The sequence below is a fragment of the Streptomyces himalayensis subsp. himalayensis genome (assembly GCF_013778455.1).
Taxonomy (GTDB): domain Bacteria; phylum Actinomycetota; class Actinomycetes; order Streptomycetales; family Streptomycetaceae; genus Streptomyces; species Streptomyces himalayensis.
Genome location: NZ_JACEHE010000001.1, coordinates 384,703 through 410,139, shown reverse-complemented (window position 1 = coordinate 410,139; position 25,437 = coordinate 384,703). Strand labels below are relative to the sequence as shown.

Below are 25,437 nucleotides of genomic sequence, written 5' to 3'. Positions count from 1 at the left end.
GGGAGCTGCCGCTCCGGTACCGCTTACACCTCCCGCGTACGGAGCGGCAGCAAGGAGCTTTAGCAGTCCCGCAGTTCGGGCGACTGGTTCAGCAACTGGGCCCGCACCGAAGTGAACCGGGCCAGCCTCTCGTCCACCTCGGGATCCAGTGGGAACACCGCCACACGGTGGCAGTTCTGGAACGCCAGGCGGACACCGAAGTGCCGCTGCAGTGCGCCGCGTATCGCGTCACTCGCGAGCGCACGCAGAAGCTGCCCACGTGCCTGCTCGTCCGGCGGAGGCGTCTGGTTGTCGGCGAACGCACCGCCGTCGACCTTCAGCTGGGCCACCAGGGAGCTGATCATGTCCCATGCGTAGGGCAGGGAGGTCCGGACGCAGTCGACGAAGGCGGCTTCGTCGACCTCGCCTCGCTCGGCCTGTTCAAGTAGGGCCGGTGAGACGTCGAGCGACATGGGTTCTCCTCTCGGACCCCCGGGAAGCGGGGGCTGACGGACAGGGCAGGAGTCCGCGATATCGAACACGCTGCGTGCCCGCCCCGCGACCTCCCGCTTCCACGGTAAACATCGGATCCTGACCGCACCAGGAGAATGCACGCACAACCGGCCATCGAAGAACAGGGTCAAAAGGGGCGACCGGGAGGGTCTTGACCGAGGGCCGCAGTGCACGAAAGGGACGAGAATCGCGTGGACCGCACCGCGTCGAGTAGCGTTGCCGACCATGCGTCTCGTCATTGCCCGCTGCTCCGTGGACTACGCGGGCCGGCTCACCGCCCATCTGCCGTCCGCTCCCCGCCTCATCCTGGTGAAGGCTGACGGCAGCGTCTCGATCCATGCGGACGACCGGGCCTACAAACCCCTCAACTGGATGTCGCCGCCCTGCACCCTGAAGGAGGGTTCCGGGGACGACGAGGGGACCTGGACCGTCGTGAACAAGGGCGGCGAGAAGCTCATCATCACGATGGAGGAGATACTCCACGACTCCTCGCACGAGCTGGGCGTGGACCCGGGGCTCATCAAGGACGGCGTGGAAGCACACCTCCAGGAGCTGCTCGCCGACCGGATAGAGACCCTCGGCGAGGGCTACACGCTCATCCGCCGCGAGTACCCGACGGCCATCGGCCCGGTCGACATCCTGTGCCGGGACGCCGACGGCGGCACGGTCGCGGTGGAGATCAAGCGGCGCGGCGAGATCGACGGTGTGGAACAGCTCACCCGTTATCTGGAGCTGCTCAACCGCGACCCGCATCTCGCGCCGGTCAAGGGCGTCTTCGCGGCGCAGGAGATCAAGCCGCAGGCGCGCGTGCTGGCCACCGACCGCGGCATCAGCTGCACCGTCCTCGACTACGACGCACTGCGCGGCATCGAGGACGACAAGCTGCGCCTGTTCTGACACACGGCGGTGTACGGCAAGGGGGCCGGGTCCGTTCGGGACCCGGCCCCCTTGCCGTACACCTGTCTACGTCGTTGTGCGTGGTCCGTACGACGGTGTTCGCCGCCGTACGCGCCTCAGATGACCGACGATGCGCTGCTCGTCCCCGACTCGCTCTCGGGCGGCGACGCCGGCTCACTGCTGACCACCGGGCTGCTCTCCGAGCTGCTCTCCTCGGGACTGCTCTCCACCGGGCTGCTCGGCGCGGGGCCACTGGCCGAGTCCGAGGTGTCCGGCGAGCTAGGGCCTGTGGTCGGAGGCTCGGACGACTCCGGAGGCGCAGAGGACTCGGGCGGCTCTGACGACTCGGGAGGCTGGGAGGACTCGGGCGGATCCGACGTCTCCGAAGGCGTCTTGCTCGGCGTCTTCGAGGGCGACTTCGACGGGGACTTGCTCGGCTCGTCCGGGTCCTTGGAGCCCGTCGGGTCGTCAGACGGCTCCGCACTCGAGGTCGGCGTCGGATCGTCCTCCGTGCCGACGATGCCGTCCTCGCCCGGGTCGACAGGACGCTTCGTCGAGTCGGTGTCGCCGCCGTCGTCCCCTTCCTCCGCCTCGTCGGCGCCGATGCCGCCGCCGTCCGAACCCTCGCTCACCGACGGGTTCACGCCGACCTTCTCGGAGGGCAGCTCTTCGTTGCCCGACGTGGCGCCGAGCGTCACCACGGTGCCGAGCACGGCGACGAGGAGAGCCCCCGCGCCCGCCGCCACCAGGTTGCGCCGGGCGCCGCTGAGAAGGGTGCGCCGGGCACCGGCGGGCTCGGCTCCGGCGCCGGGACGGGCGGAGTCGCGATGCGTGACGAGCGCGGTCTCTGCCGCCGGTTCGGCGAACGAGTACGCGGCCGGCACACCGCCGGGCGGCGACGCGGACTCCTCGTACCGCGCGTCGGGCACCTCTTCGCCCGCCGCCGTGCGCCCGCCGGGCGGCGTGGCGCCCGAGCGGTCGGCTACCAGCGCCAGGGCCCTGCGGCCCGCGACCGTGCCGCGCTTGTCGGCGAGCGCCCCGCGCAGCCCTATGGAGGCCTCCAGCTCGGCGCGGGCACGGTCCAGCCGGCCGCCGCAGAGCGCGAGAATCCCCAACTCGTGGTGGAAATAGGCCTGTTCGGCGACCTCTCCGGCGATCCTGGCCGCCTCGGAGCCGGACCGCAGCGCCCGCTCCCAGGCGCTCCAGTCGAGCCCGGCGGCGAACGCGGGCGCGGCGGCGCGGGCGAGCTGCACGGCCTCGCTCTGCTCCTCGGCGTCCGGGTCGGTGGCCGTCGTGAGAGGCACGAGCAGGCTCAGTGCCGCCAGTACGGCGTCAGCCTCGGCGCAGACCCGCTCCGGGGTGACCGAGGGGTGGCCGGCCCACCATGCGTAGTGCCGGGCGGCGGTGAGGACACGGTCGTCGGCGTCGGCGGTGTATCCGGCGCCCTCCAGCTGAGCGAGCACACCGGCCGCCAGCCGGTAGCGGGAACCGACCGGGGTGACGAGAGCGCACTCCACCAGCTCGGTGAGGGCCGCGTCGGCGTGGGTGTCGCCCACCAGTGCGGGCAGATGCGCCTGGTGCGGCACTTCGCCGCCGAGCGCGACGGCGAACCGCAGCGTGCCGCGGGCCGACTTGCTCAGCCGGGACGCGAGCAGCGCGGCGGGCGCGGCGCCTTCGGCGAGCGAGGGCAGCGGTACGTCGTGTCCGTCCTCGGCATCGAAGGGCGCGTCGACCGGCGCGTCGGCGTAGTAGCCGAACGCGTCGAAGGCGTTCGGGTCGGCGCGCAACACGTCGCGCTGGCGCAGCAGGGCCCCCGCCTGGACGAAGCGCAGCGGCAGGCCCTCGGACTCGAACCACAGGTCGCCGGCCCAGTTCGCCTCGTCCTCGGTGAGGACCCGGCCGACCGCGCGCTCCAGCAGTTGCAGGCCACCGCTGCGGCTCAGTCCGCCGAGGAACACCTCTTCGAGATGCGAGTGCGCCGAGGGTGAGGCGACATCGGGTGTGGCCGAGATGAGGAAGGCGCACTCGGGGGTCGCGTCGAGCAACTCGTCGAGCGCGCTGCCGCCGAATTCCAGGTCGTCCAGGACGACGACCGCGCCGATCTCCCGAACGTGTTCGAGGAGTTGGGCCTGCTCGGGCCGGTGGAGCGGCGCGCTGTAGACGGCCGCGAACAGGTCGCGCAGCAGGTCGCCCGCCGTGCGTCCGTAGCCGGAGAGCCGGACGACACCGTCCGGGGCGAGGTCCGCGCAGTCCTCGGCGACGGCCTCCAGCAGGGCCGTACGCCCCGATCCTGCGGGTCCGGTCAGCCGCACGGACCGGCCGCGCTCAAGGAGCCCGGTGAGCCGCTCGCGCTCCTCCTGGCGCTCGAGCAGCGGCAGTCTGGGCAGCGCGGGCCCGGGCGGCTCCGGCGGCAGGCTCGCGCGGCGCACCTCGGCGCGCTCGGCGGTCGTGAACTTCACGGGCCGCGGTGGCCGTTCTCCCGGCGGGCAGGGTTCGATCTCGCTGCCGTCGACGGGATTGACGGTGAGCAGGAAGTCGCCCGAGACGAGCTGCACGGTGCGGGCGAGCGCGGGTGCGTGCTGCCCGAAGTCGGGCGTCAGCGGATCGCGCGGCGGGCGCTTCGGCGCGGCACCTTCGCCGGTGCGGCCGTCCTGCCCGTGATCCTCGTCGGGTCCTTGGTTGTTCGTCGGGTCCATGGTCAAGCCCCCCAAAAGCGTCGTGTGCCGAGCCCCTCCCGGCCTTGTGCACACTGCGCTGTCGCTTCTGGTCCGGTGCCCGTCGGTGGGATCCGTGGTTCAGAACGGGCGACCGCACCCTAGACCTTCGCACAGTATGTACGAACAGCCGGGGTACTGCGCCGTCCGAGACGTCACAGTCTCGTGAGGATTGTGCGCGGCGCGCATGTCGCTGCATGTCACGTTCGCGCTGTTGGTGTCACCCGGTGAACTGGGGCATCACGGGCCGCCCTACCCCCATGGCCCCCGTCAGACGCGGGGCAGGGACTCGACCCCGATGCCGCCCTCGATGGCGAGGATGCGGTGCAGCCGGGTGGCCACGAGCAGCCGCTGCATCTGGGGCGGCACACCGCGGAGCACGAGCCGTCGCCCGCAGCGCCCGGCCCGCCGGTGCACGCCCATGATGACCCCGAGCCCGGTGGCATCCCAGGAATCCAGCTCTGACAGGTCCAGCACCAGATCGCCGACGCCGTCGTCGACTGCCGTGTGCAGGACCGTTCGGGCGTCCGCCGCGCTGCGGACGTCGAGGCGGCCCCCGACGACCAGCTCGGCGTGGTCGCCCCTGATGTGCATATGCGCTCCCCGGGAATCCTGAGTAGGTGATCTTGTGTGCGTTTGTCACTTGTCACTGCAACTGACTGCCGGTCGGGCAGAAGCGTTGCTGCTTGTAAGCGAACCGATACCGAATTCACTCGATGGGGCGACCCCGGAGGTGAGGGAACGTCAGCCCGTACGCGTGCGCCGTCAGTACCTGTAGAAGCCCTGCCCGCTCTTGCGGCCGATGTCACCGGCGTCAACCATCCGGCGCATCAGCTCCGGCGGAGCGAACTTCTCGTCCTGGGACTCGGTGTAGATGTTGCTCGTGGCGTGCAGCAGGATGTCGACGCCCGTCAGGTCGGCCGTCGCGAGCGGTCCCATGGCGTGGCCGAAGCCCAACTTGCAGGCAAGGTCGATGTCCTCCGCGGTCGCGACGCCCGATTCGTACAGCTTGGCCGCCTCGACGACGAGCGCCGAGATGAGGCGGGTGGTGACGAAGCCGGCGACGTCGCGGTTGACGACGATGCAGGTCTTGCCGACCGACTCGGCGAACTCCCGTGCGGTGGCGAGGGTTTCGTCGCTGGTCTTGTAGCCGCGGACGAGCTCGCAGAGCTGCATCATCGGCACCGGCGAGAAGAAGTGCGTGCCGACGACGCGCTCCGGGCGCTCGGTGACCGCCGCGATCTTGGTGATCGGGATGGCCGAGGTGTTCGAGGCCAGCACCGTGCGCTCACCCACGAGCTTGTCGAGGGTGCGGAAGATCTCGTGCTTGACCTCGAGCTTCTCGAAGACGGCCTCGACGACGATGTCGGCGTCCGCGGCCGCGTCCAGATCGGTGGTCGTGGTGATGCGGGCAAGCGCGGCCTCGGCGTCCTCGGCGGTCAGCCTGCCCTTGGCGACGAACTTGTCGTACGAGGCCTTGATGCCGTCCGTGCCACGGGTCAACGCCTCGTCGGTCACATCGCGCAGAACGACGTCCCAACCCGCCTGGGCTGAGACCTGGGCGATACCGGACCCCATGAGTCCGGCCCCGATGACGGCAAGCTTCCGTGCCACTGTGACGACTCCCCTGAACGGCTTACACACTGCTTATCTTCGACCCTTCGGCGGACATTAGCGCCCGTGGCGGCCCCTGTGGCGGTGAAGAGATGCGCGTCACGTCTCACATGACGGACATCACACCGGTACGGCTCATTCCTGGGCCCGTAGCGCACAGTTGAGGCCCTTCCGGCTCAGCAGCGCCTCTGTTTCGCCGAGCAGCAGGAGCACCTCGCGCGCCCACGCTTACCCCCGTCACGTCATGCCCTCCCCGGGGCAGACCCAGGCGGCAGCTGCCCCTGCCGCGGGTCGGGGCATGACCGTGGGCTCCACGGTGGTCACCGTGAGCATCGGCACATATGTCTGGAGGCCGGAGCGTCACTAGGCTGGCCACATGGTCAACCTGACACGCATCTACACGAGGACCGGCGACAAGGGCACGACGGCCCTCGGCGACATGAGCCGCACCGCCAAGACGGACCTGCGGATCGCGGCGTACGCGGACGCCAACGAGGCGAACGCCGTCATCGGCACGGCGATCGCCCTGGGCGGGCTCGAAGAGGAGATCGTCAAGGTCCTCGTCCGTGTACAGAACGACCTGTTCGACGTGGGCGCGGATCTGTCCACGCCGGTGGTGGAGGACCCCAAGTTCCCGCCGCTGCGGGTCGAGCAGTTCTACGTCGACCGTCTCGAGGCGGACTGTGACCGCTTCAACGAGCAGCTGGAGAAGCTGCGCAGCTTCATCCTCCCGGGGGGTACGCCGGGCGCGGCGCTGCTGCACCAGGCCTGCACGGTGGTCCGGCGGGCCGAGCGCTCCACGTGGGCGGCGCTGGAGGCACACGGCGAGACGATGAACCCGCTCACGGCGACCTACCTGAACCGGCTGTCGGATCTGCTGTTCATCCTGGCCCGGACGGCGAACAAGGAGGTCGGCGACGTGCTGTGGGTGCCGGGGGGCGAACGCTAGGGAGCCGGTCCGGGGCAGGGCGGGGAGCGTGCCGATCGGTCCAGGCGGCCGGGACGGGCGCCGCAAATGGTCCAGACCCTTGACCAATGGTCCAGACCTTTCTATTCTCGCCGCACTGCGGTGAGCGTGTCATTTCCGACAAGTCCTCGGTCCGCACGTGTCCCTGACCGTGCGCGCCGTCGATCACGCGCGCTCACGGGCGTCGCAGGCCTGGTTTCACCCTCCCCTTACGACCGGACCGCACCCCGAGGAGGCGCTGAATGCGCTTCAAGCACAGAGCCATGGCAGGCTTCGCAACCCTGCTGCTCCCGCTCGCCGCCCTCGCAGGACTGGCGAGCCCCACCGCGGCCGCCAACGACACGAAGGCCGAGGACACCGCCGCGATCGCAGGCCCCGCCGCCAAGGTCAAGCTTGGCTACTTCATCGAGTGGGGCGTCTACGGCCGCGACTACCACGTGAAGAACCTGGTCACCTCCGGCTCCGCCGGCAAGATCACGCACATCAACTACGCGTTCGGCAACGTCGTGGACGGCAAGTGCGCCATCGGCGACTCCTGGGCCGACTACGAGAAGCCCTACTCCGCCGAGCAGTCCGTGGACGGCGTCGCGGACTCCGAGGACCAGCCGCTCCGCGGCAACTTCAACCAGCTCCGCAAGCTCAAGGCCAAGTACCCGAACATCAAGGTGCTCTGGTCCTTCGGCGGCTGGACCTGGTCCGGCGGCTTCACCGAGGCAGCCAAGGACCCGGCCGCGTTCGCCGACTCCTGTTACGACCTGGTCGAGGACCCGCGCTGGGCCGATGTCTTCGACGGCATCGACATCGACTGGGAGTACCCGAACGCCTGCGGCCTGACCTGCGACACCAGTGGCGCGGCAGGGTACGGGAACGTGATGTCCGCGCTGCGTGCGAAGTTCGGCTCGAAGTACCTCGTCACGTCTGCCATCACCGCGGACGCCTCGGACGGCGGCAAGATCGACGCCGTCGACTACGGGGCCGCCTCACGGTACGTCAACTGGTACAACGTGATGACGTACGACTTCTTCGGCGCCTGGGCGGCGAACGGCCCGACGGCCCCGCACTCCCCGCTCACGTCGTACCCGGGCATCCCCGCCGAGGGCTTCAACTCGGCCGCAGCCATCGCCAAGTTGAAGGCCCAGGGCGTCCCGGCCTCCAAGCTGCTGCTCGGTATCGGCTTCTACGGCCGCGGCTGGACGGGCGTCACGCAGTCGGAGCCGGGCGGCACGGCGACCGGTCCCGCCGCGGGCACCTACGAGGCCGGCTTCGAGGACTACAAGGTCCTCAAGACCATCTGCCCGGCGACCGGCAGGGTCGGCGGCACGTCCTACGGGCACTGCGGCACGGACTGGTGGAGCTACGACACCCCGACCACCATCCGCTCCAAGATGGGCTGGGCCAAGGACCAGGGCCTCGGCGGCGCGTTCTTCTGGGAGTTCAGCGGCGACACCGCCAACGGCGAGCTGGTGGCCGCCATCAACAACGGCCTGAAGTAGTCACACAGCTCGGCGGACCGCCCACACAAACGAAGCCGGGGAGACAGGAACGCCCCCTGTCTCCCCGGCTTCTTCACGTGATTCGTTCCCGTGGTCAGGCCACGTTCACTCTCTGGCCCGGTGGCGCCGCCTCCAGCCATGCCAGGAAACCGGTGAGTGCGTCCTCGCTCATCGCCAGCTCGAGCCGCGTGCCGCGGTGCGTACAGGCCAGGACGATCGCGTCGGAGAGCAGCGCGAGCTCCTCCTCGCCCTCGGGGGCGCGGCGGCCGACCACCTCGATCGCCGAGCGCTCGAGGATACGGCGCGGGCGGGGAGCGTACGAGAAGATCCGGAACCACTCGACGCGGTCGCCGTTGTACCGGGCGATGCCGTATCCCCAGCCCTTGCCGGTGGGGGTCCCGCCGGCGGAGCCGGGGACGGTGTCGGCGCCGCCCGGGGCGCCTGTTTCCGGGGTGTTCCAGCGCAGGCTGCAGTCGAAGGTGCCACCGGAGCGCTGGATGAGCCGTCGGCGCAGCCCGAAGGCAAAGAGCCCCACCAACACCAGCGCCACGATCACGAGACCGCACACAACCAGAGCGAGGATCATCAGCACCGACCTCCTCGCCCCATCAGTAACGGCTCAACCAGATTGCACCCGCATTGCCTCAGCCGCGGCCCGGTCCGGAGTAGCTCTCCGGTCCCGGCCGCGGCTGAGTCACGTAACTCCGCGCGCCTGCTCAGCGCGCCGCCGCCGCACGAAGTCGGACCTCCGCGCGCCGCTCGGCGGAGGCGTTCGCCTCCGTCTGCGCACGCTCGAGCGCCCGCTCCGCGCGCTGGACGTCGATCTCGTCGGAGAGCTCGGCGATCTCGGCCAGCAGCGACAGCTTGTTGTCCGCGAACGAGATGAATCCGCCGTGCACCGCCGCCACGACGGTCCCGCCGTCGCTCGTACGGATCGTCACCGGGCCCGACTCCAGCACACCGAGCAGCGGCTGGTGACCGGGCATGACGCCGATGTCGCCGGACGTGGTGCGCGCGACGACCAGAGTGGCCTCGCCGGACCAGACCTGGCGGTCGGCAGCGACCAGCTCGACGTGCAGCTCAGCAGCCAAGGGTGGCTCCTCGGGTCACCACCCGGCGGTTCTGCCGGGTGTTGGGTCATAAGTCTAGTAGGGCTCCGGCCGTCAAGACGTCGGGGCCCGCCCCAGCCTCTCGGCCGGGGGTCCGGGGGTTGGCCCCCGGGCTATGCAGCGTAGGGCTCCGGCCGTCAAGACGTCGGGGCCCGCCCCAGCCTCTCGGCCGGGGGTCCGGGGTTGGCCCCCGGAGGGTGTAGCTGTGGGCGTGGCGAGGGGGACGGGACGCTGCCCGTCCCCCTCAGCGAGTCACACGACTCTGCCGAGTCACACCACTCTGCCGAGTCCTACGACTCGCTCGAGTGAGCGGACTCTCGAGTGAGCGGACTCAGGAGACGCCGAGCTCCTTCGCGTTCTTCTTGAGGTCCTCGATGCCACCGCACATGAAGAACGCCTGCTCCGGGAAGTGGTCGAACTCGCCGTCGCAGATCGCGTTGAACGCGGTGATCGACTCGTCGAGCGACACGTCCGAACCGTCGACGCCGGTGAACTGCTTGGCGACGTGCGTGTTCTGGGACAGGAAGCGCTCCACGCGACGGGCACGGTGGACAACGAGCTTGTCCTCCTCGCCCAGCTCGTCGATACCGAGGATCGCGATGATGTCCTGGAGGTCCTTGTACTTCTGCAGGATCGTCTTGACGCGCATGGCGGCGTCGTAGTGATCCTGCGCGATGTAGCGCGGGTCCAGGATGCGGGACGTGGAGTCCAGCGGGTCCACGGCCGGGTAGATGCCCTTCTCCGAGATCGGACGGGAGAGAACCGTCGTCGCGTCGAGGTGGGCGAAGGTGGTGGCCGGGGCCGGGTCGGTCAGGTCGTCCGCGGGGACGTAGATCGCCTGCATCGAGGTGATCGAGTGACCACGGGTCGAGGTGATGCGCTCCTGGAGGAGACCCATCTCGTCGGCCAGGTTCGGCTGGTAGCCCACCGCGGAGGGCATACGGCCGAGCAGGGTCGACACCTCGGAACCGGCCTGCGTGAAGCGGAAGATGTTGTCGATGAAGAACAGCACGTCCTGCTTCTGCACATCGCGGAAGTACTCCGCCATGGTCAGACCGGCGAGGGCCACGCGCAGACGGGTGCCCGGGGGCTCGTCCATCTGGCCGAAGACCAGCGCGGTTTTGTCGATGACGCCGGAGTCCGACATCTCCTCGATGAGGTCGTTGCCCTCACGGGTGCGCTCACCGACGCCCGCGAACACCGACACACCGTCGTGGTTGTTGGCGACGCGGTAGATCATCTCCTGGATCAGCACGGTCTTGCCGACACCGGCACCACCGAACAGACCGATCTTTCCACCCTTGACGTACGGGGTGAGCAGGTCGATGACCTTGACACCGGTCTCGAACATCTCGGTCTTGGACTCGAGCTGGTCGAAGGCCGGCGCCTTGCGGTGGATGGACCAGCGCTCGCCGTCGTAGGTCTCGTCGACGTTCAGGACCTCACCGATGGTGTTGAACACCTTGCCCTTGGTGAAGTCGCCGACCGGGACGCTGATGCCCGTGCCGGTGTCCACGACCGAGGCCTGGCGGACCAGACCGTCGGTGGGCTGCATCGAGATCGTGCGGACCAGGCCGTCACCGAGGTGCTGCGCGACCTCGAGCGTCAGGGTCTTCTTCTCGCCGGCGTTGGCCGGGTCGGCGACCTCGACGTGCAGCGCGTTGTAGATCTCCGGCATCGCGTCGACGGGGAACTCCACGTCGACGACCGGGCCGATGACCCGGGCGACGCGGCCCGTAGCCGTGGCCGTCTCAACAGTGGTCGTCATTACTTGTCACTCCCCGCGGTCGCGTCGGCCAGGGCTCCTGCGCCACCGACGATCTCGCTGATTTCCTGGGTGATTTCGGCCTGGCGGGCCGCGTTGGCAAGTCGGGAGAGCGTGTTGATGAGCTCACCCGCGTTGTCGGTGGCCGACTTCATCGCGCGCCGCGTGGCGGCGTGCTTGGAGGCGGCCGACTGCAGCAGCGCGTTGTAGATGCGGCTCTCGACGTACCGCGGCAGCAGGGCGTCGAGGACGTCCTCCGCCGACGGCTCGAACTCGAAGAGCGGGAGGATCTCGTGCTTGGCGGCGAGCTCCTCCTTGCCCTCCTCGAGGTTCTCGAGGCTGAGCGGCAGCAGGCGGTTGTCCACCGGCGTCTGCGTCAGCATCGAGACGAACTCGGTGAAGACGATGTGGAGCTCGTCCACGCCGCCGTCGGCCGTCTCCTGCTGGATCGCCTCGATCAGCGGGGCCGCGACCTTCTTGGCGTCCGCGTACGAGGGCTCGTCGGTGAAGCCGGTCCACGAGTCCGTGACCGGACGCTCACGGAACCCGTAGTAGGCGACACCCTTGCGGCCGACGATGTAGGTGTCGACCTCCTTGCCCTCGCCGCGCAGCCGCCCGGTGAGCTGCTCCGCCGCCTTGATGGCGTTGGAGTTGTAGCCGCCGGCCAGACCACGGTCGCTCGTGACGAGCAGGACCGCGGCACGCGTCGGCGTCTCGGCCTCGGTCGTCAGCGGGTGGTTGGTGTTCGACCCGGTCGCCACCGCCGTGACCGCGCGGGTGAGCTCGGTCGCGTACGGCGCGGAGGCCGCCACCTTGCGCTGCGCCTTGACGATGCGCGAGGCGGCGATCATCTCCATCGCCTTGGTGATCTTCTTGGTCGCGGTGACGGACCGGATGCGACGCTTGTAGACCCGGAGCTGCGCTCCCATGAGTCAGGTCCCTTCCGTCGTCACTTGGCGGCAGCGGCGGACGTGTCTTCGCCGAGCAGCTTGCCGTCCGAGGTCTCGAACTGCTTCTTGAACTCCGCGATCGCCTCGGCCACGGCCTGCAGGGTGTCGTCCGACATCTTGCCGCCCTCCTTGATGGAGGTCATGAGGCCCTGCTCCTTGCGGTGCAGGTAGTCGAGCATCTCGCGCTCGAAGCGGCGGATGTCCTCGACCGGCACGTCGTCCATCTTGCCGGTGGTGCCGGCCCAGACGGAGACGACCTGGTCCTCGGTGGCCATCGGCTGGTACTGCGCCTGCTTCAGCAGCTCGACCATGCGCTGACCACGGCCCAGCTGGGCCTTGGACGCGGCGTCCAGGTCGGAACCGAAGGCGGCGAACGCCTCCAGCTCACGGAACTGGGCGAGGTCCACGCGGAGACGGCCGGAGACCTGCTTCATAGCCTTGTGCTGGGCGGAGCCACCGACACGGGAGACCGAGATACCGACGTTCAGGGCCGGACGCTGACCGGCGTTGAACAGGTCGGACTCCAGGAAGCACTGGCCGTCGGTGATGGAGATGACGTTGGTCGGGATGAACGCCGACACGTCGTTCGCCTTGGTCTCGACGATCGGCAGACCGGTCATCGAGCCGGCGCCCATGTCGTCCGACAGCTTCGCGCAGCGCTCCAGCAGACGGGAGTGCAGGTAGAAGACGTCGCCCGGGTAGGCCTCACGGCCCGGCGGACGGCGCAGCAGGAGGGACACGGCGCGGTAGGCGTCGGCCTGCTTCGACAGGTCGTCGAAGATGATCAGGACGTGCTTGCCCTCGTACATCCACTGCTGGCCGATGGCCGAGCCGGTGTAGGGGGCGAGGTACTTGAAGCCGGCCGGGTCGGACGCCGGGGCCGCGACGATCGTCGTGTACTCGAGGGCACCGGCCTCCTCCAGCGCGCCGCGCACGGACGCGATGGTGGAGCCCTTCTGGCCGATGGCGACGTAGACGCAGCGGACCTGCTTCTTCGGGTCGCCCGAGCGCCAGTTGTCGCGCTGGTTGATGATCGTGTCGACGGCCAGGGCGGTCTTGCCGGTCTGGCGGTCGCCGATGATCAGCTGACGCTGGCCACGGCCGATCGGGGTCATTGCGTCGACGGCCTTGTAGCCGGTCTCCATCGGCTCGTGCACCGACTTGCGCTGCATGACCGTGGGGGCCTGCAGCTCGAGGGCGCGGCGGCCGGTGGTCTCGATCTCGCCGAGGCCGTCGATCGGGTTGCCGAGCGGGTCGACGACGCGGCCGAGGTAGCCCTCGCCGACGGCGACGGACAGGACCTCGCCGGTACGCGTGACCTGCTGACCCTCCTCGATGCCGCTGAACTCACCGAGGACGATGGCACCGATCTCGCGCTCCTCGAGGTTGAGGGCGAGGCCGAGGGTGCCGTCCTCGAACTTCAGCAGTTCGTTGGCCATGGCCGAGGGCAGGCCCTCGACCTTCGCGATGCCGTCGCCGGCAAGGGTGACCGTACCGACCTCCTCGCGCGAGGCCGCGTCCGGCTTGTACGACTGGACAAAGTTCTCCAGCGCGTCCCGGATCTCCTCCGGCCGGATCGTGAGCTCCGCCATCTGGGTTCCCTGCTCTCCTTGTTGGGCCCGAAGTTTCTTTGGGGGGCTCTGGGGGCTCCCCCCAGAAACTCTGCATTCTCTGCACGGCCCAACTCGGGCCGTAAAACACTGCTTGTTGAGTTGGTGGCGGCCGGTCAGCCGGCCATCCGGCGCTTCGCGTCTTCGAGACGGTCCGCGATGCTGCCGTTGATGATCTCGTCGCCCACCTGCACCTGGATCCCGCCGAGGACCTCCGGGTCCACGTCGAGGTTGAGATGCATCTGCCGGCCGTAGAGCTTCGCCAGGGCTGCGCCCAGACGCTGCTTCTGCCGGTCCGACAGCGGCACAGCCGAGGTGACGACGGCGACCAGGCGGTCCCGACGCGCCGCGGCGAGCTTGGAGAGGGACTCGAGTCCCGCTTCCAGGCTACGTCCCCGCGGCTTCGTCACAAGACGCTCGACCAACCGCTCGGTCACAGCCTCGGCACGGCCGCCCAGCAGGCTGCGCAGCAGCTCGCTCTTGGCGGTGGCGGTCGCGGCGCGATCCGTCAGCGCGGCGCGCAGCTCGGTGTTCGAGGAGACGATCCGGCCGAACCGGAACAGCTCGTCCTCGACGTTGTCGAGCGTGCCCGCCTTCTGCGCGGCGGTGAGGTCGGCGATGCTCGCCAGCTCCTCGAGCACGTCCACCAGGTCGCGCGACTGCGACCAGCGGGAGCGCACCATTCCGGACACCAGGTCGATGGTCTCGCCGCCGACCTGAGAACCCAGCAGGCGCCCCGCCAGCTCCGCCTTGGCGTCGCCGGGCTGCGCCGGGTCGGTGAGGACCCGACGCAGCGACACCTCGCGGTGGAGCAGCGCGGTGACCGCGGCCAGCTCGTCGGCCAGCCGGGCCGCGTCGACGGACGTGCTGTCCGTCAGCGCGTCGAGACGCTCACGTGCGGCGGCCAGGGCTTCGCGGCTCGCTCCGTGCGCAGTCATCGACTTGCCTCGGCCTTCTCCTCGAGCTCGTCGAGGAAGCGGTCGATGGTGCGGCTCTGCCGTGCGTGGTCGTCGAGGGACTCACCGACGAGCTTGCCGGCCAGGTCGGTGGCCAGTCGGCCGACGTCCTGGCGCAGCGTGAGCGCGGCGGCCTTGCGGTCGGCCTCGATCTGCGCGTGACCGGCGGCGATGATCTCCTCACGCTGCCGCTGACCCTCCGCGCGCATCTCGGCGATGAGCGTGGCGCCCTGCTCCTGTGCCTCCTGGCGCAGGCGCGCGGCCTCGTGCCGTGCCTCGGCGAGCTGAGCCTTGTACTGCTCGAGCACGCTCTGGGCCTCGGTCTGAGCGGCCTCGGCCTTCTCGATACCGCCCTCGATCGACTCGCGGCGCTCTTCCAGAACCTTGTTGATGTTCGGGAGGAGCTTCCAGGCGAGCAGACCGAAGACGATGACGAAGGCGATCAGGCCGATGACGAGCTCGGGAAGCGGCGGGACGAGGGGGTTCTGCGTCTCCTCAGCCGCGATATTGAGCAGTGGGCTCATCAGAGTGCCTTTCGTCTAGTGGTCTGGTCGTTGATCAGACGATCAGGTGCCGTAGACGAACGGCATGACCAGGCCGATGAGGGCGAGCGCCTCACAGAAGGCGAAGCCGAGAATCTGGTTCGCACGGATCAGACCGGCGGCCTCGGGCTGACGGGCCAGGGCCTGGGTGCCGTTACCGAAGATGATGCCGACGCCCACGCCGGGGCCGATCGCGGCGAGGCCGTAGCCGATGGAGCCGAGGGAGCCGGAGACGGCGGCGAGGGTCTCAGTGGCAGCCATGCTGATTCTTCCTTCTCTGTACGGACCGGCGGGGGTTGGCCACCGGACGATCTGGGGGGTTGTGCAGGGGCGGTTGGCTCAGTGGTGCTCGGCGAGCGCGCCCTGAATGAAGGTGCAGGTCAGGAGCACGAAGACGTACGCCTGCAGCGCCTGGATGAAGAGCTCGAAGGCCGTCATCACGATGACCATGATGAAAGACACACCGGCGTAGGCGATGCCGATGCCGTTCAGCAGGTACCAGCTGGCGATCGTGAAGAGCAGCAGCAGCGTGTGGCCCGCGAACATGTTCGCGAAGAGTCGGACGGCGTGCGTGAAGGGCCGGACGATCAGGTTCGAGAGGAACTCGATGAACATGGCCAGCGGGAGGACCGGGCCGAGCGACTTGTCGTAGCCGGTGAAGTTCTTGAAGGCGCCGACGAAGCCGTGCCGCTTGAAGGTCAGCGAGACCCACAGGACATAGACGATCAGGGCGAGAACCATCGGGTACGCGATGATCGACGTCACCGGGAACTGGGCGACCGGAATGATCGACCAGAGGTTCATCATCCAGATGAAGAAGAACAGCGAGACGACCAGCGGGACGTACTTCTCGCCTTCCTTCTTGCCGATGGTCTCGTAGACGACGCCGCGCCGGATGAAGTCGTAGCCGGCCTCGGCGACCATCTGAAGCTTGCCCGGGACAACCTTCGGCTTGCGGAACGCGGCCCAGAAGAAGCCGACGACGATGATCGAGCCGAGCAGCGCCAGCAGCATGGGCTTGTTGAAGTACAGGTTGCTGTCCGGGTTGCCCCACAGGGGCTCGAACAGGAACGAGTGCAGGCCGGGAGCCGGGAATCCACAACCGTCGAAGATGTGGCAGTCGGTCTCGAAGGCGAGCACCTGCGTCGGGTCAGCACTCACCGCGGGCTCCTTCAGCGTGGCGCATAGGTACGGCAACCTCGTTGTGTCGGCGCGGCGCGCAGCCGCGGTTCGGCACTGGACTGGTGTTACGGATGTGGGGGCGGCGGTCCGGCATCGAGCCTCGCGCTAGAGCAGGCGTCAGCTCAGATGCCCGCGCCCGCAGTGCCGCAGTTGGAACCGGACGATAGCAGGCTCTCAACCGCGTATTTATCCCGGCCCTACCCTTCACGACGACGGCCCCGTCTTTTCGGGCTTGCTGCCCGTCGAGGAGTCCGGTTCGACGTAGAGGATCTTGGACTTCATGTGCGCACGCGTCTGCGCCGCGATCCACACGAGGGTGGCCGCGAGGAGCGTGAAAGCGAAGGCCTTGGGGTGGAACAGGGTGGTGTTCTTGAACATCGCCAGGAAGACGAACAGCAGCAGGATCTGCGTCGCGTAGAGCAGGAGTCCCATCGCCTGGAACAGGTGCGGAAGCGATTTGGCAGTGCGCTGCAGAACGACCATCCCGATGCCCATGAACAGGATCACGACCAGCGTCGCGACGATCGCCCCGATGGCACCCTTCCCGCCGGCGACCACACCGCTGACGACGGCGGCAACAGCACCGACGGCAGCTGTGGGCACAACGGCCTGAAGAAGGATCCGGGCGTCATTGGACGGCATGGAGGCGACTCCGCTCGCGGGTGGGGGCAGGTGTCGTCATGGACGAGCTTAGGGGTCCCGGGCAAAGGGTGACTCTTGGGCCAATGGACCGTCGCACTACGGTCCTTCGGCTCTGTCCCCGGGTCTCGTGAACGGTATCACAATCTATTTGATGAGGTCTTTACCTTGGAAGTGTGCGGACCATCACACATGAGTGGGATCCCGCGCGTCTGTGCAGAAAGCCGAGTTGCTTGTCTGGTATTGAGCTGCTTTAGGGCGTGTACTGCGTCCCAGGTCAGCGCGACGTTTCCGCCTTGTGCCGGTCCAGGAAGCGGGAACGGGCGCCGATGGCCGTCGCTCCGTTGACCCCGTTGACCCCTGCGGCCACAGGCGTTCGCTGCTCCCCCGCGGCCCTGGCACCGGAGACTGCTTCGCCCTCAGCGGAATCCACGGCGACCCTCCCCGCTGTCACCGGCTGGCGGGCCGCTGTCTCGCCGGCTGCGGCTTCCGCTTCCGCGGCCGCTGCCAGGGCGTACGTGACAGAGGGCTCGGCGGCTGCCTGGGCCACGGCCGACCGGCGGTAGCGCGGAGGCACGAAGCGCTCAGCCCAGCGCGGGGCGCGCGGCGTGAAGCGGGGCAGCAGCAGGAGCACCAGGCCGACCGCGCTGAGTACCACTATGGTGAGCACGATCCACATGGACGCGGAGTTGACGGAGTAGGCCAGGGCGCCGAAGGCGATCAGTGCGGACCAGAAGTACATGATCAGGACGGCACGGCTGTGGGAGTGGCCGATCTCCAGGAGCCGGTGGTGCAGGTGGCCCCGGTCGGCCGCGAACGGCGACTGGCCGCGCCAAGTCCGTCGCACGATCGCCAGCACCAGGTCGGCGGCCGGGATCGCGATGATCGTCAGCGGCATCAGCAGCGGGATGTAGACCGGCACCGTCTGGTGCACGGCCGCCTTCTCGGATCCGGCGAACAGCGCCATCGCGTCCGGGTCCACCTGACCCGTGATGGAGATGGCGCCCGCGGCCAGCACGAGTCCGATGAGCATCGAGCCGGAGTCGCCCATGAAGATCCGGGCCGGATGCATGTTGTGCGGCAGGAAGCCGAGGCACATGCCCATGAGGATCGCGGCGAACAGCGTCGCGGGGGCGGCGGCCTCGAGGCCGTAGCCGTACCAGATGCGGTACGCGTACATGAAGAACGCCGCGGCCGCGATGCAGACCATGCCGGAGGCGAGGCCGTCGAGGCCGTCCACGAAGTTCACGGCGTTGATGGTGACGACGACCAGAGCGACGGTCAGCAGGGTGCCCTGCCACTGGGTCAGCGAGACGGAGCCGACGCCCGGGACGGGCAGCCACAGGATCGTCAGGCCCTGCATGACCATGACGCCCGCGGCGATCATCTGGCCGCCGAGCTTGATCAGCGCGTCGATCTCGAACTTGTCGTCGAGCACGCCGATGATCCAGATCAGCGCGGCGCCGGAGAGCAGCGCCCGTGGCTCGTTGGAGTTCTCGAAGACCGTGCTGAGGTTCGTCAGATGGCTGGCGACCAGCAGACCTGCGCAGAGCCCGAAGAACATCGCGATCCCGCCGAGCCGCGGCGTCGGTTCGCGGTGCACGTCACGGGCGCGGATCTCCGGCATCGCACCGGCCACGATGGCGAACTTTCGCACCGGGCCGGTCAGCAGGTAGGTCACCGCAGCCGTGATACAGAGCGTCAGCAGGTATTCACGCACAGGCTTCCCCACAGGTATCGCTGGCCATCACAGCCTCACACCCTAGCCTCGACGGCATATGGGGGAGGACCTTCGGGTAGCGAGAATGGTTGCATGAGTGACGGGGCACACGTGGCGCCTACCCGTCTTCAGCTCCGGTACGGCGGAAAAGCCTGCGTCAGTTCGCGCACCTCCTCGCGCGCCCGCCGGCTGTCGATCTCCTCCCGCAGCACCGCCGCGAGCAGCGCCCCTATCCGCACCATCTCCGCCTCGCCCATGCCCTGTGTGGTGACGGCGGCGGTGCCCAGGCGCAGCCCGCGGGCGTCGCCGTGGGGCAGCGCGCAGGTGTCCAGCACGATCCCGGCCGCAGCGAGGCGACCCCGCGCGGCGCGCCCCTCCAACCCGAGGGGGGCCGGATCCGCGCAGATGAGATGGGTGTCCGTACCGCCCGTGGTGACCGCGAGCCCCTCGGCCTCCAGCCCGTCGGCGAGCACGCGCGCGTTGGCGACGACCTGACGGGCGTACGCGGCGAACGCCGGGGTGGCCGCCTCGCCGAACGCGACGGCCTTCGCCGCAATGGTGTGCATCTGCGCGCCGCCCTGTGTGAAGGGGAACACGGCCCGGTCGATACGTTCCGCCAGCCCGGCTCCGCACAGGACCATGCCGCCGCGCGGGCCGCGCAGCACCTTGTGCGTGGTCGCGCAGACGACGTCCGCGTACGGCACGGGGCTGGGTGCGGCTCCCCCGGCCACGAGTCCCATGGGGTGGGCGGAATCGGCGATCAGAAAGGCCCCGACCTCGTCGGCGATGTCACGGAAGGCCGCGTAGTCGATGTGCCGCGGATACGAGATGGAGCCGCAGACGAGGGCCTTGGGCCGGTGCTTCCGGGCCAGCGCGTCCACCTGCTCGTAGTCGATGAGCCCCGATTCGGGATCGACGCCGTAGCCGACGAAGTCGAACCAGCGTCCGGAGAAGTTGGCGGGCGATCCGTGCGTGAGGTGTCCGCCGTACGGGAGGCCGAGGGCCAGTACGGTGTCGCCCGGCCGCAGCAGGGCCGCGTACGCGGCGAGCACCGCCGAGGAACCGGAGTGCGACTGGACGTTGGCGTGTTCGGCGCCGAAGAGCGCTGTCGCCCGCTCGATGGCGAGGCGCTCCGCGACGTCGACGAACTCGCAGCCGCCGTGGTGGCGGGCGCCGGGGTACCCCTCGGCGTACTTGTTGGCGAGCGGGGAGCCGAGCGCCGCGAGGACGGCGGGCGAGGTGAAGTTCTCGGCGGCGATGAGCTGGAGCGCCGAGCACTGGCGTGCCTGCTCCCCCAGGAGCACCTCGGCGAGCTCCGGGTCCTGACGCCGCAGCGCGTCGAAGTCGGGCCCCACGGGCCGCACGACGCCTGACACCCCTGATTCGGTCACCGACATGGCACGCTCCGGACCTGGACGGTGGGCTACGTCCAATGTAGGGCCGGGGACCTTGCCCCGCCCGCCCGTTCACCCGGGCGCGACGAGGGACGCGCCGCCACCGTTGCCGCCAACCACTGTGGGCAGGCGTTCCGCTGGGCTGGGGGCACCTCCCAGCGGTAGCTGGGGGAGGGTGGGCACAGCGGGGGGCGGCGTACGCCCACAGCGGGCGGAGGCGGCGGGCAGCGCTACATGCGGGCCGGCACGCCCGTCAGGGCGGTCACCACCGGCTCCAGCGCCTCATGGATCTCGTCCCCGATGGACCGGAAGAACGGCAACGGCGCCCCGTACGGGTCGTACACCTCGTCGGCCTCGACGCTCGGCGCCAGAAGCCACCCGCGTAGAGCCGCCGCAGCCCGCACCAGCGCCCGCGCACGCGCGACCACGCCCTCGTCCGGGTCGGGCAGCGTCGCGGGGTCTATGGCCTGCACGAGCCGCGTGAACTCCTTGAGCGTGAAGGTGCGCAGACCCGCCGAGTGCCCCATCGAGATGACCTGCGCCCGGTGGTCGCGGGTCGCGGTCAGCACGAGGTCGGCACGGATGACGTGGTCATCGAGGAGCTCGCGCCCCACGAACCCGCTGGCGTCCGCGCCGAACTCGGCGAGGACGGCCTCCGCGTTGGTCTCCATCGGGGCGCCCTCGTGGCCCCACGTGCCCGCGCTCTCCACGATCAGGCCGCCGATCAACCGGTCACCGAGCCGGTCCGCCAGGGCATGGCGGGTCAGCCGCTCGGTGATCGGCGAGCGGCACACGTTGCCGGTGCTGACGTGGAGGATGCGGAATGTGTCCCCGTCCCCGAAGACCCCCGTGCCTATGCCACGCCCCGCGTCAGGGGCTGTCAATTGGCCACCTCGAGGTCGGGTACGACCTTGCGGAGCTCGTCGGCGTCCAGCGCACCCGCACGCAGCAGCAACGGCACCTTGCCCGTCACGTCGACGATCGACGACGGCACGTTGCCGGGCGTCGGCCCGCCGTCCAGGTACACGGAGACGGAGTCGCCGAGCATCTCCTGCGCGGCGTCGCAGTCCTCGGGGGCGGGGTGACCGGTGAGGTTCGCCGACGACACGGCCATCGGGCCGACCTCCGTCAGCAGCTCGATGGCGACCGGGTGCAGCGGCATGCGCACGGCGACGGTGCCACGGGTGTCCCCCAGGTCCCACTGGAGCGACGGCTGGTGCTTGGCGACCAGCGTCAGCGCGCCCGGCCAGAAGGCGTCGACGAGCTCCCACGCCTGCTCGGAGAAGTCGGTGACGAGCCCGTGCAGCGTGTTCGGGGAGCCGATGAGAACGGGCGTGGGCATGTTGCGCCCGCGCCCCTTGGCCGCCAGCAGATCGGCGACCGCCTCGGAGCTGAACGCGTCGGCCCCGATGCCGTACACGGTGTCGGTGGGCAGCACGACCAGGTCGCCACGGCGGACGGCGGACGCGGCCTCACGCAGACCGGTGGTGCGGTCCGTAGCGTCGTTGGTGTCGTATCGCCGTGCCATTTAGCGAGCCTCCTCGTACACGAAGTACACGTACTGGATCTTGACCTGGATCAAAGCTGCGGCGCTCATGGCAGCGCCTTACGTGCGGTCGCAAAGCGCGGCCGGTTGTTGAGGTCGGGATGGTCGGCCGCGTCGGCCCAGCCCGCCTCCTCGTTGAAGATCCACGGCACCTGGCCACCCTGGGTGTCGGCGTGCTCGACGACGACGACGCCGCCGGGACGCAGCAGCCGGTGGGCGGTGCGCTCGAGACCGCGGATGGTGTCGAGCCCGTCCTCGCCGGAGAAGAGGGCGAGTTCGGGGTCGTGGTCACGGGCCTCGGGGGCGACGTACTCCCACTCCGTGAGCGGGATGTACGGCGGGTTGGAGATGACGAGGTCGACCTGGCCGTTGAGCTCGGGCAGCGCGGCGAGCGCGTCGCCCTGGTGGACGGTGACCCGGGAGCCCGCGGCGTTCTTACGGGTCCACACGAGGGCGTCATCGGAGAGCTCCACGGCGTGCACCCGGGACCGCGGCACCTCCTGCGCCATGGCGAGGGCGATCGCCCCGGAACCCGCGCACAGGTCCACGATCAGCGGCTCCACGACGTCCATCGCACGCACGGCGTCTATCGCCCAGCCGACGACGGACTCGGTCTCCGGCCGCGGCACGAAGACGCCGGGCCCCACCTGAAGCTCCAGATAGCGGAAGTACGCCCGCCCGGTGATGTGCTGGAGCGGCTCGCGGGCCTCCCGGCGCGCGATGGCCTCCCAGTAGCGGGCGTCGAAGTCCGCGTCCTTGACCGTGTGCAGCTCGCCCCGCTTCACGCCGTGCACAAAGGCGGCGAGCTCCTCCGCGTCGTTGCGCGGCGACGGCACGCCGGCGTCGGCCAGCCGCCGGGTGGCCTGGGCCACCTCCGCGAGCAGCACGCCGCGGGGGTTCGGGGGTCGCCCCCCCATGTGTTGCTGCACGCTGGTCCTCCGGGGCAGAGCGGTTGTCGAGTCTGGTCTACGAGTTGCGGTACGAGGGACGGCTTACGGGTTGCGTTGCACGGTCTGGGCTTACAGGGCCGGGCTGACGACGGTCTACGACGTGGCAGCGAGCTTCGCGGCCGAGTCCGCGTCGACGCAAGCCTGGATCACGGCGTCGAGTTCGCCGTCGAGCACCTGGTCCAAGTTGTACGCCTTGAAGCCGACGCGGTGGTCCGAGATGCGGTTCTCCGGGAAGTTGTACGTACGGATCTTCTCGGAGCGGTCGACGGTACGGACCTGGCTGCGACGGGCGTCCGCGGCCTCCTTCTCCGCCTCCTCCTGAGCCGCGGCGAGCAGCCTGGAGCGCAGGATACGCATGGCCTGCTCCTTGTTCTGCAGCTGACTCTTCTCGTTCTGGCAGGAGGCGACGACACCGGTCGGGATGTGGGTGATGCGGACCGCGGAGTCGGTCGTGTTCACGGACTGACCGCCAGGACCCGACGACCGGTAGACGTCGATGCGCAGGTCGTTCGGGTTGATCTCGACGTCGATCTCCTCCGCCTCGGGGGTCACGAGGACACCGGCCGCGGAGGTGTGGATACGGCCCTGCGACTCGGTCGCGGGCACGCGCTGCACGCGGTGCACCCCGCCCTCGTACTTGAGCCGGGCCCAGACGCCCTGGCCGGGCTCGGGCGTGGCGTTGCCCTTGGTCTTCACGGCGACCTGGACGTCCTTGTAGCCGCCGAGCTCGGACTCGGTGGCATCGATGATCTCGGTCTTCCAGCCGACGCGCTCGGCGTACCGCAGATACATGCGCAGCAGGTCACCGGCGAACAGCGCCGACTCGTCGCCGCCCGCGCCCGCCTTGATCTCGAGGATGACGTCCTTGTCGTCGCTGGGGTCGCGCGGGATCAGCAGCAGCCGCAGCTTCTCGGTGAGCTCCTCGCGCTGCTGCTCCAGGTCCTTGACCTCGGCGGCGAAGTCGGGGTCGTCGGCGACGAACTCGCGGGCGGTCTCGATGTCGTCGCCGGTCTGCTTCCAGGAGCGGTACGCGGCGACGATCGGGGTCAGCTCGGCGTAGCGCTTGTTGAGCTTGCGCGCGTTGGCCTGGTCGGCGTGGACCGACGGGTCGGCGAGCTGCTTCTCCAGATCGGCGTGTTCGCCGATGAGTTCCTCGACCGCCTCGAACATCTCCGGGCTCCTGATGTACGTACGAAAATGGGGTTGTCGCTGTCCCGGGAGAGACCCCGGACCAACCACCGAACGGACCGACCAAAAACGCCGGTCCCGGCGCGCCCCGAGAGGCGCGCCGAGGACCGGCGCAGGTGGCTCGCTACTTCTTGGAGCCGGCAGCCTTCTTGCCGAAGCGGGCCTCGAAGCGGGCCACACGGCCACCGGTGTCGAGGATCTTCTGCTTGCCCGTGTAGAACGGGTGGCACTCGGAGCAGACCTCGGCGCGGATGGTGCCGCTGCCGATCGTGCTACGGGTGGTGAACGACGCGCCACAGGTGCAGCTGACCTGCGTCTCGACGTACTCGGGGTGGATGTCGCGCTTCAAGGTGTCTCCTAGGTATCGGGAGGGCGCCGGGTCGCAGCCGCGGAATGCGGAAGCGTGAACCGGAGCCGACGTACCAGTCTGCCAGGACTGGCCGCATCCCCCAAAACCGGGGTGGGGCCGCATCTATTCCGGATCTGTTCCGAGGGCTTCCCGGGGCTTGTGTGCCGGCGCTCAGCCGCTGCTCACCACGGAGCCGGCCGAGCCCTTGTCGCCCGCGGAGTCCTTGACGGCGGAGGCCGGGATGGGCTTGTCCGCCTCGAGCGCGGCCCACACCTTCCGGTCCTGCTTCTCGAGCGGCAGGACGCGGTTGAGGTTCGCGGGGTCGTACTGGACGGGCAGCGTGATCATCTTCATGTCGCCGGCGCCGATGTTCTTCAGGCCGCTCGCGAACCCGGCGAGGCTCTTGACCGAGTCCAGGTCGGAGTCGGTGGTGACGGCGCTGGTGGCGGTGTCCGCGAGGTCGTAGAGCTTCTTCGGGCTGCTGAAGACACCGACCTCCTTGACCTGCCTGATCAGCGCCTTGATGAAGGCCTGCTGCAGCTGGATGCGGCCGAGGTCGCTGCCGTCGCCGACGCCGTGCCGGGTGCGGACGAGGCCGAGGGCCTGCTCACCGGTCAGGGTGTGCTTGCCGGCCTTCAGATGCAGATGGCTCTTGTCGTCGTCGATGGCCTGCTTGGTGGTGATGTCGACGCCGCCGAGCGTGTCGATGAGCTTCTTGAAGCCCGTGAAGTCGACCTCGATGTAGTGGTCCATACGGATGCCGGACATCGACTCGACGGTCTTGACGGCGCAGGCGGGGCCGCCGACCTGGTACGCCGTGTTGAACATCAGCTCCCGGCCGCCCGGGACCTTGTCACCCTTGCTGTCGGTGCAGGTGGGCCGGGTGACGAGGGTGTCGCGGGGTATGGAGACGACGCTCGCCTTCTTGTGGCCCTCGTAGACGTGCACGACCATCGCCGTGTCGGAGCGGGCGGTGCCCTCGTCCTTGCCGTACCGGGAGTTCTTGCCGGAGCGCGAGTCGGAGCCGAGGACGAGGATGTCCATCGAGCCGTTGTCGACGTTCTGCGGCCGCTCGGTGCCGAGCGCGGCGTTGATGTCGACGCCCTGGATGTTGCCGTTGAGCTTGACGTACACGTACCCGAGGCCGGTGCCGCCGAGGACCACCAGGCCCGCCGCCGCCCAGGCGGCGATGACGACAGCCCTGCTCCGCCCGGAGCGCGGCTTGCGCCGCCGCCCCTTCGCTCGGCGGCTTCGTGTCGGCTGCTGGGTGGCCGGCGTCATCTGGTCGGGCATGTGCTCCTCAGTCCTCGTTGGGTCGGATACCCCCCGCTTTCGGCGTCAGGCCCTGGCTCGTTCGGTT

24 protein-coding genes and 1 pseudogene are annotated in these 25,437 nt (G+C 69.3%); 3 read left to right on the top strand and 22 right to left on the bottom strand.

All coding sequences use genetic code 11. The features are described 5' to 3' along the window. Positions 1-59: 59 nt before the first annotated feature. Positions 60-452, bottom strand: coding sequence for an SCO5389 family protein (locus H1D24_RS01860; protein WP_181655536.1), 393 nt, complete (start codon positions 450-452; stop codon positions 60-62). Between the two features lie 265 nt (positions 453-717). Between H1D24_RS01860 and nucS the strand changes: the two genes are divergently transcribed. Beyond that, the gene (nucS, locus tag H1D24_RS01855) at positions 718-1,389 is read left to right on the top strand and encodes an endonuclease NucS (RefSeq protein WP_181655535.1); all 672 of its coding nucleotides are present in this window, start codon (positions 718-720) and stop codon (positions 1,387-1,389) included. Positions 1,390-1,505: 116 nt separating this feature from the next. On the opposite strand, the gene H1D24_RS01850 is transcribed toward nucS, so the two are convergent. The 3 genes from H1D24_RS01850 to H1D24_RS01840 form a co-directional block, all read right to left on the bottom strand. Next, a complete protein-coding gene (locus tag H1D24_RS01850) occupies positions 1,506-4,085 on the bottom strand; it encodes an ATP-binding protein (RefSeq protein ID WP_181655534.1) in 2,580 nt (859 codons plus the stop codon). Between the two features lie 288 nt (positions 4,086-4,373). Next, complete coding sequence (locus H1D24_RS01845; protein ID WP_181655533.1) at positions 4,374-4,697, bottom strand: STAS domain-containing protein; 324 nt, start codon at positions 4,695-4,697, stop codon at positions 4,374-4,376. Positions 4,698-4,868: 171 nt separating this feature from the next. Then, entirely contained in the window at positions 4,869-5,717 is an 849-nt protein-coding gene (locus H1D24_RS01840; RefSeq protein WP_181655532.1) for a 3-hydroxyacyl-CoA dehydrogenase family protein, read from the bottom strand. Positions 5,718-6,093: 376 nt separating this feature from the next. On the opposite strand from H1D24_RS01840, the gene H1D24_RS01835 reads away from it, so the two are divergent. Together H1D24_RS01835 and H1D24_RS01830 are read left to right on the top strand one after the other, a co-directional pair. After that, the gene (locus tag H1D24_RS01835) at positions 6,094-6,666 is read left to right on the top strand and encodes a cob(I)yrinic acid a,c-diamide adenosyltransferase (RefSeq protein ID WP_181655531.1); all 573 of its coding nucleotides are present in this window, start codon (positions 6,094-6,096) and stop codon (positions 6,664-6,666) included. A 365-nt stretch (positions 6,667-7,031) separates the two neighbouring features. Beyond that, positions 7,032-8,177 (top strand): annotated as a pseudogene (locus H1D24_RS01830) (glycoside hydrolase family 18 protein); the annotation flags it as partial. A gap of 94 nt (positions 8,178-8,271) precedes the next feature. Here H1D24_RS01830 and H1D24_RS01825 read toward each other — a convergent pair. From H1D24_RS01825 to H1D24_RS01740, 18 genes are all read right to left on the bottom strand, one after another. Next, positions 8,272-8,763 (bottom strand): DUF2550 domain-containing protein, encoded by a 492-nt coding sequence (locus H1D24_RS01825; protein WP_181655529.1) that lies wholly within the window; start codon positions 8,761-8,763, stop codon positions 8,272-8,274. A 130-nt stretch (positions 8,764-8,893) separates the two neighbouring features. Then, on the bottom strand, positions 8,894-9,268 hold the full coding sequence (locus H1D24_RS01820) for a F0F1 ATP synthase subunit epsilon (RefSeq protein WP_181655528.1): 375 nt from the start codon (positions 9,266-9,268) through the stop codon (positions 8,894-8,896). A 349-nt stretch (positions 9,269-9,617) separates the two neighbouring features. Continuing rightward, a complete protein-coding gene (gene atpD, locus H1D24_RS01815; protein ID WP_181655527.1) occupies positions 9,618-11,054 on the bottom strand; it encodes a F0F1 ATP synthase subunit beta in 1,437 nt (478 codons plus the stop codon). After that, positions 11,054-11,980 (bottom strand): F0F1 ATP synthase subunit gamma, encoded by a 927-nt coding sequence (locus H1D24_RS01810; protein ID WP_181655526.1) that lies wholly within the window; start codon positions 11,978-11,980, stop codon positions 11,054-11,056. The genes atpD and H1D24_RS01810 overlap by 1 nt, the downstream gene beginning before the upstream one ends. A 20-nt stretch (positions 11,981-12,000) precedes the next feature. Beyond that, positions 12,001-13,593 (bottom strand): F0F1 ATP synthase subunit alpha, encoded by a 1,593-nt coding sequence (atpA, locus tag H1D24_RS01805; RefSeq protein ID WP_181655525.1) that lies wholly within the window; start codon positions 13,591-13,593, stop codon positions 12,001-12,003. A 134-nt stretch (positions 13,594-13,727) separates the two neighbouring features. After that, entirely contained in the window at positions 13,728-14,549 is an 822-nt protein-coding gene (locus H1D24_RS01800; RefSeq protein ID WP_181655524.1) for a F0F1 ATP synthase subunit delta, read from the bottom strand. Next, positions 14,546-15,091 carry a F0F1 ATP synthase subunit B gene (locus H1D24_RS01795; protein ID WP_181655523.1) on the bottom strand — a complete coding sequence of 182 codons (546 nt, stop codon included), beginning with the start codon at positions 15,089-15,091 and terminating at the stop codon, positions 14,546-14,548. The genes H1D24_RS01800 and H1D24_RS01795 overlap by 4 nt, the downstream gene beginning before the upstream one ends. A 42-nt stretch (positions 15,092-15,133) precedes the next feature. Continuing rightward, positions 15,134-15,370 carry an ATP synthase subunit C-like protein gene (locus H1D24_RS01790; protein ID WP_043683105.1) on the bottom strand — a complete coding sequence of 79 codons (237 nt, stop codon included), beginning with the start codon at positions 15,368-15,370 and terminating at the stop codon, positions 15,134-15,136. Positions 15,371-15,448: 78 nt separating this feature from the next. Then, the gene (gene atpB, locus H1D24_RS01785; protein WP_181655522.1) at positions 15,449-16,270 is read right to left on the bottom strand and encodes a F0F1 ATP synthase subunit A; all 822 of its coding nucleotides are present in this window, start codon (positions 16,268-16,270) and stop codon (positions 15,449-15,451) included. Positions 16,271-16,495: 225 nt separating this feature from the next. Further along, a complete protein-coding gene (locus H1D24_RS01780; RefSeq protein WP_181655521.1) occupies positions 16,496-16,933 on the bottom strand; it encodes a Cg1360 family ATP-synthase-associated protein in 438 nt (145 codons plus the stop codon). Between the two features lie 274 nt (positions 16,934-17,207). Then, complete coding sequence (locus tag H1D24_RS01775; protein ID WP_181655520.1) at positions 17,208-18,650, bottom strand: MraY family glycosyltransferase; 1,443 nt, start codon at positions 18,648-18,650, stop codon at positions 17,208-17,210. A gap of 128 nt (positions 18,651-18,778) precedes the next feature. Beyond that, on the bottom strand, positions 18,779-20,047 hold the full coding sequence (glyA, locus tag H1D24_RS01770) for a serine hydroxymethyltransferase (protein ID WP_181655519.1): 1,269 nt from the start codon (positions 20,045-20,047) through the stop codon (positions 18,779-18,781). A 227-nt stretch (positions 20,048-20,274) separates the two neighbouring features. Further along, a complete protein-coding gene (locus H1D24_RS01765) occupies positions 20,275-20,928 on the bottom strand; it encodes an arsenate reductase/protein-tyrosine-phosphatase family protein (RefSeq protein WP_181655518.1) in 654 nt (217 codons plus the stop codon). Then, on the bottom strand, positions 20,925-21,572 hold the full coding sequence (locus H1D24_RS01760; RefSeq protein ID WP_181655517.1) for an L-threonylcarbamoyladenylate synthase: 648 nt from the start codon (positions 21,570-21,572) through the stop codon (positions 20,925-20,927). Before H1D24_RS01760 ends, H1D24_RS01765 begins: the two co-directional genes overlap by 4 nt. Before the next feature lie 65 nt (positions 21,573-21,637). Beyond that, on the bottom strand, positions 21,638-22,507 hold the full coding sequence (gene prmC / locus H1D24_RS01755) for a peptide chain release factor N(5)-glutamine methyltransferase (RefSeq protein WP_181655516.1): 870 nt from the start codon (positions 22,505-22,507) through the stop codon (positions 21,638-21,640). A gap of 126 nt (positions 22,508-22,633) precedes the next feature. Beyond that, positions 22,634-23,710 (bottom strand): peptide chain release factor 1, encoded by a 1,077-nt coding sequence (prfA, locus tag H1D24_RS01750; RefSeq protein ID WP_181655515.1) that lies wholly within the window; start codon positions 23,708-23,710, stop codon positions 22,634-22,636. A 142-nt stretch (positions 23,711-23,852) separates the two neighbouring features. Next, entirely contained in the window at positions 23,853-24,077 is a 225-nt protein-coding gene (gene rpmE / locus H1D24_RS01745; protein WP_181655514.1) for a 50S ribosomal protein L31, read from the bottom strand. A 171-nt stretch (positions 24,078-24,248) separates the two neighbouring features. Next, a complete protein-coding gene (locus H1D24_RS01740; RefSeq protein WP_258563748.1) occupies positions 24,249-25,370 on the bottom strand; it encodes an LCP family protein in 1,122 nt (373 codons plus the stop codon). Between the last annotated feature and the right edge of the window lie 67 nt (positions 25,371-25,437).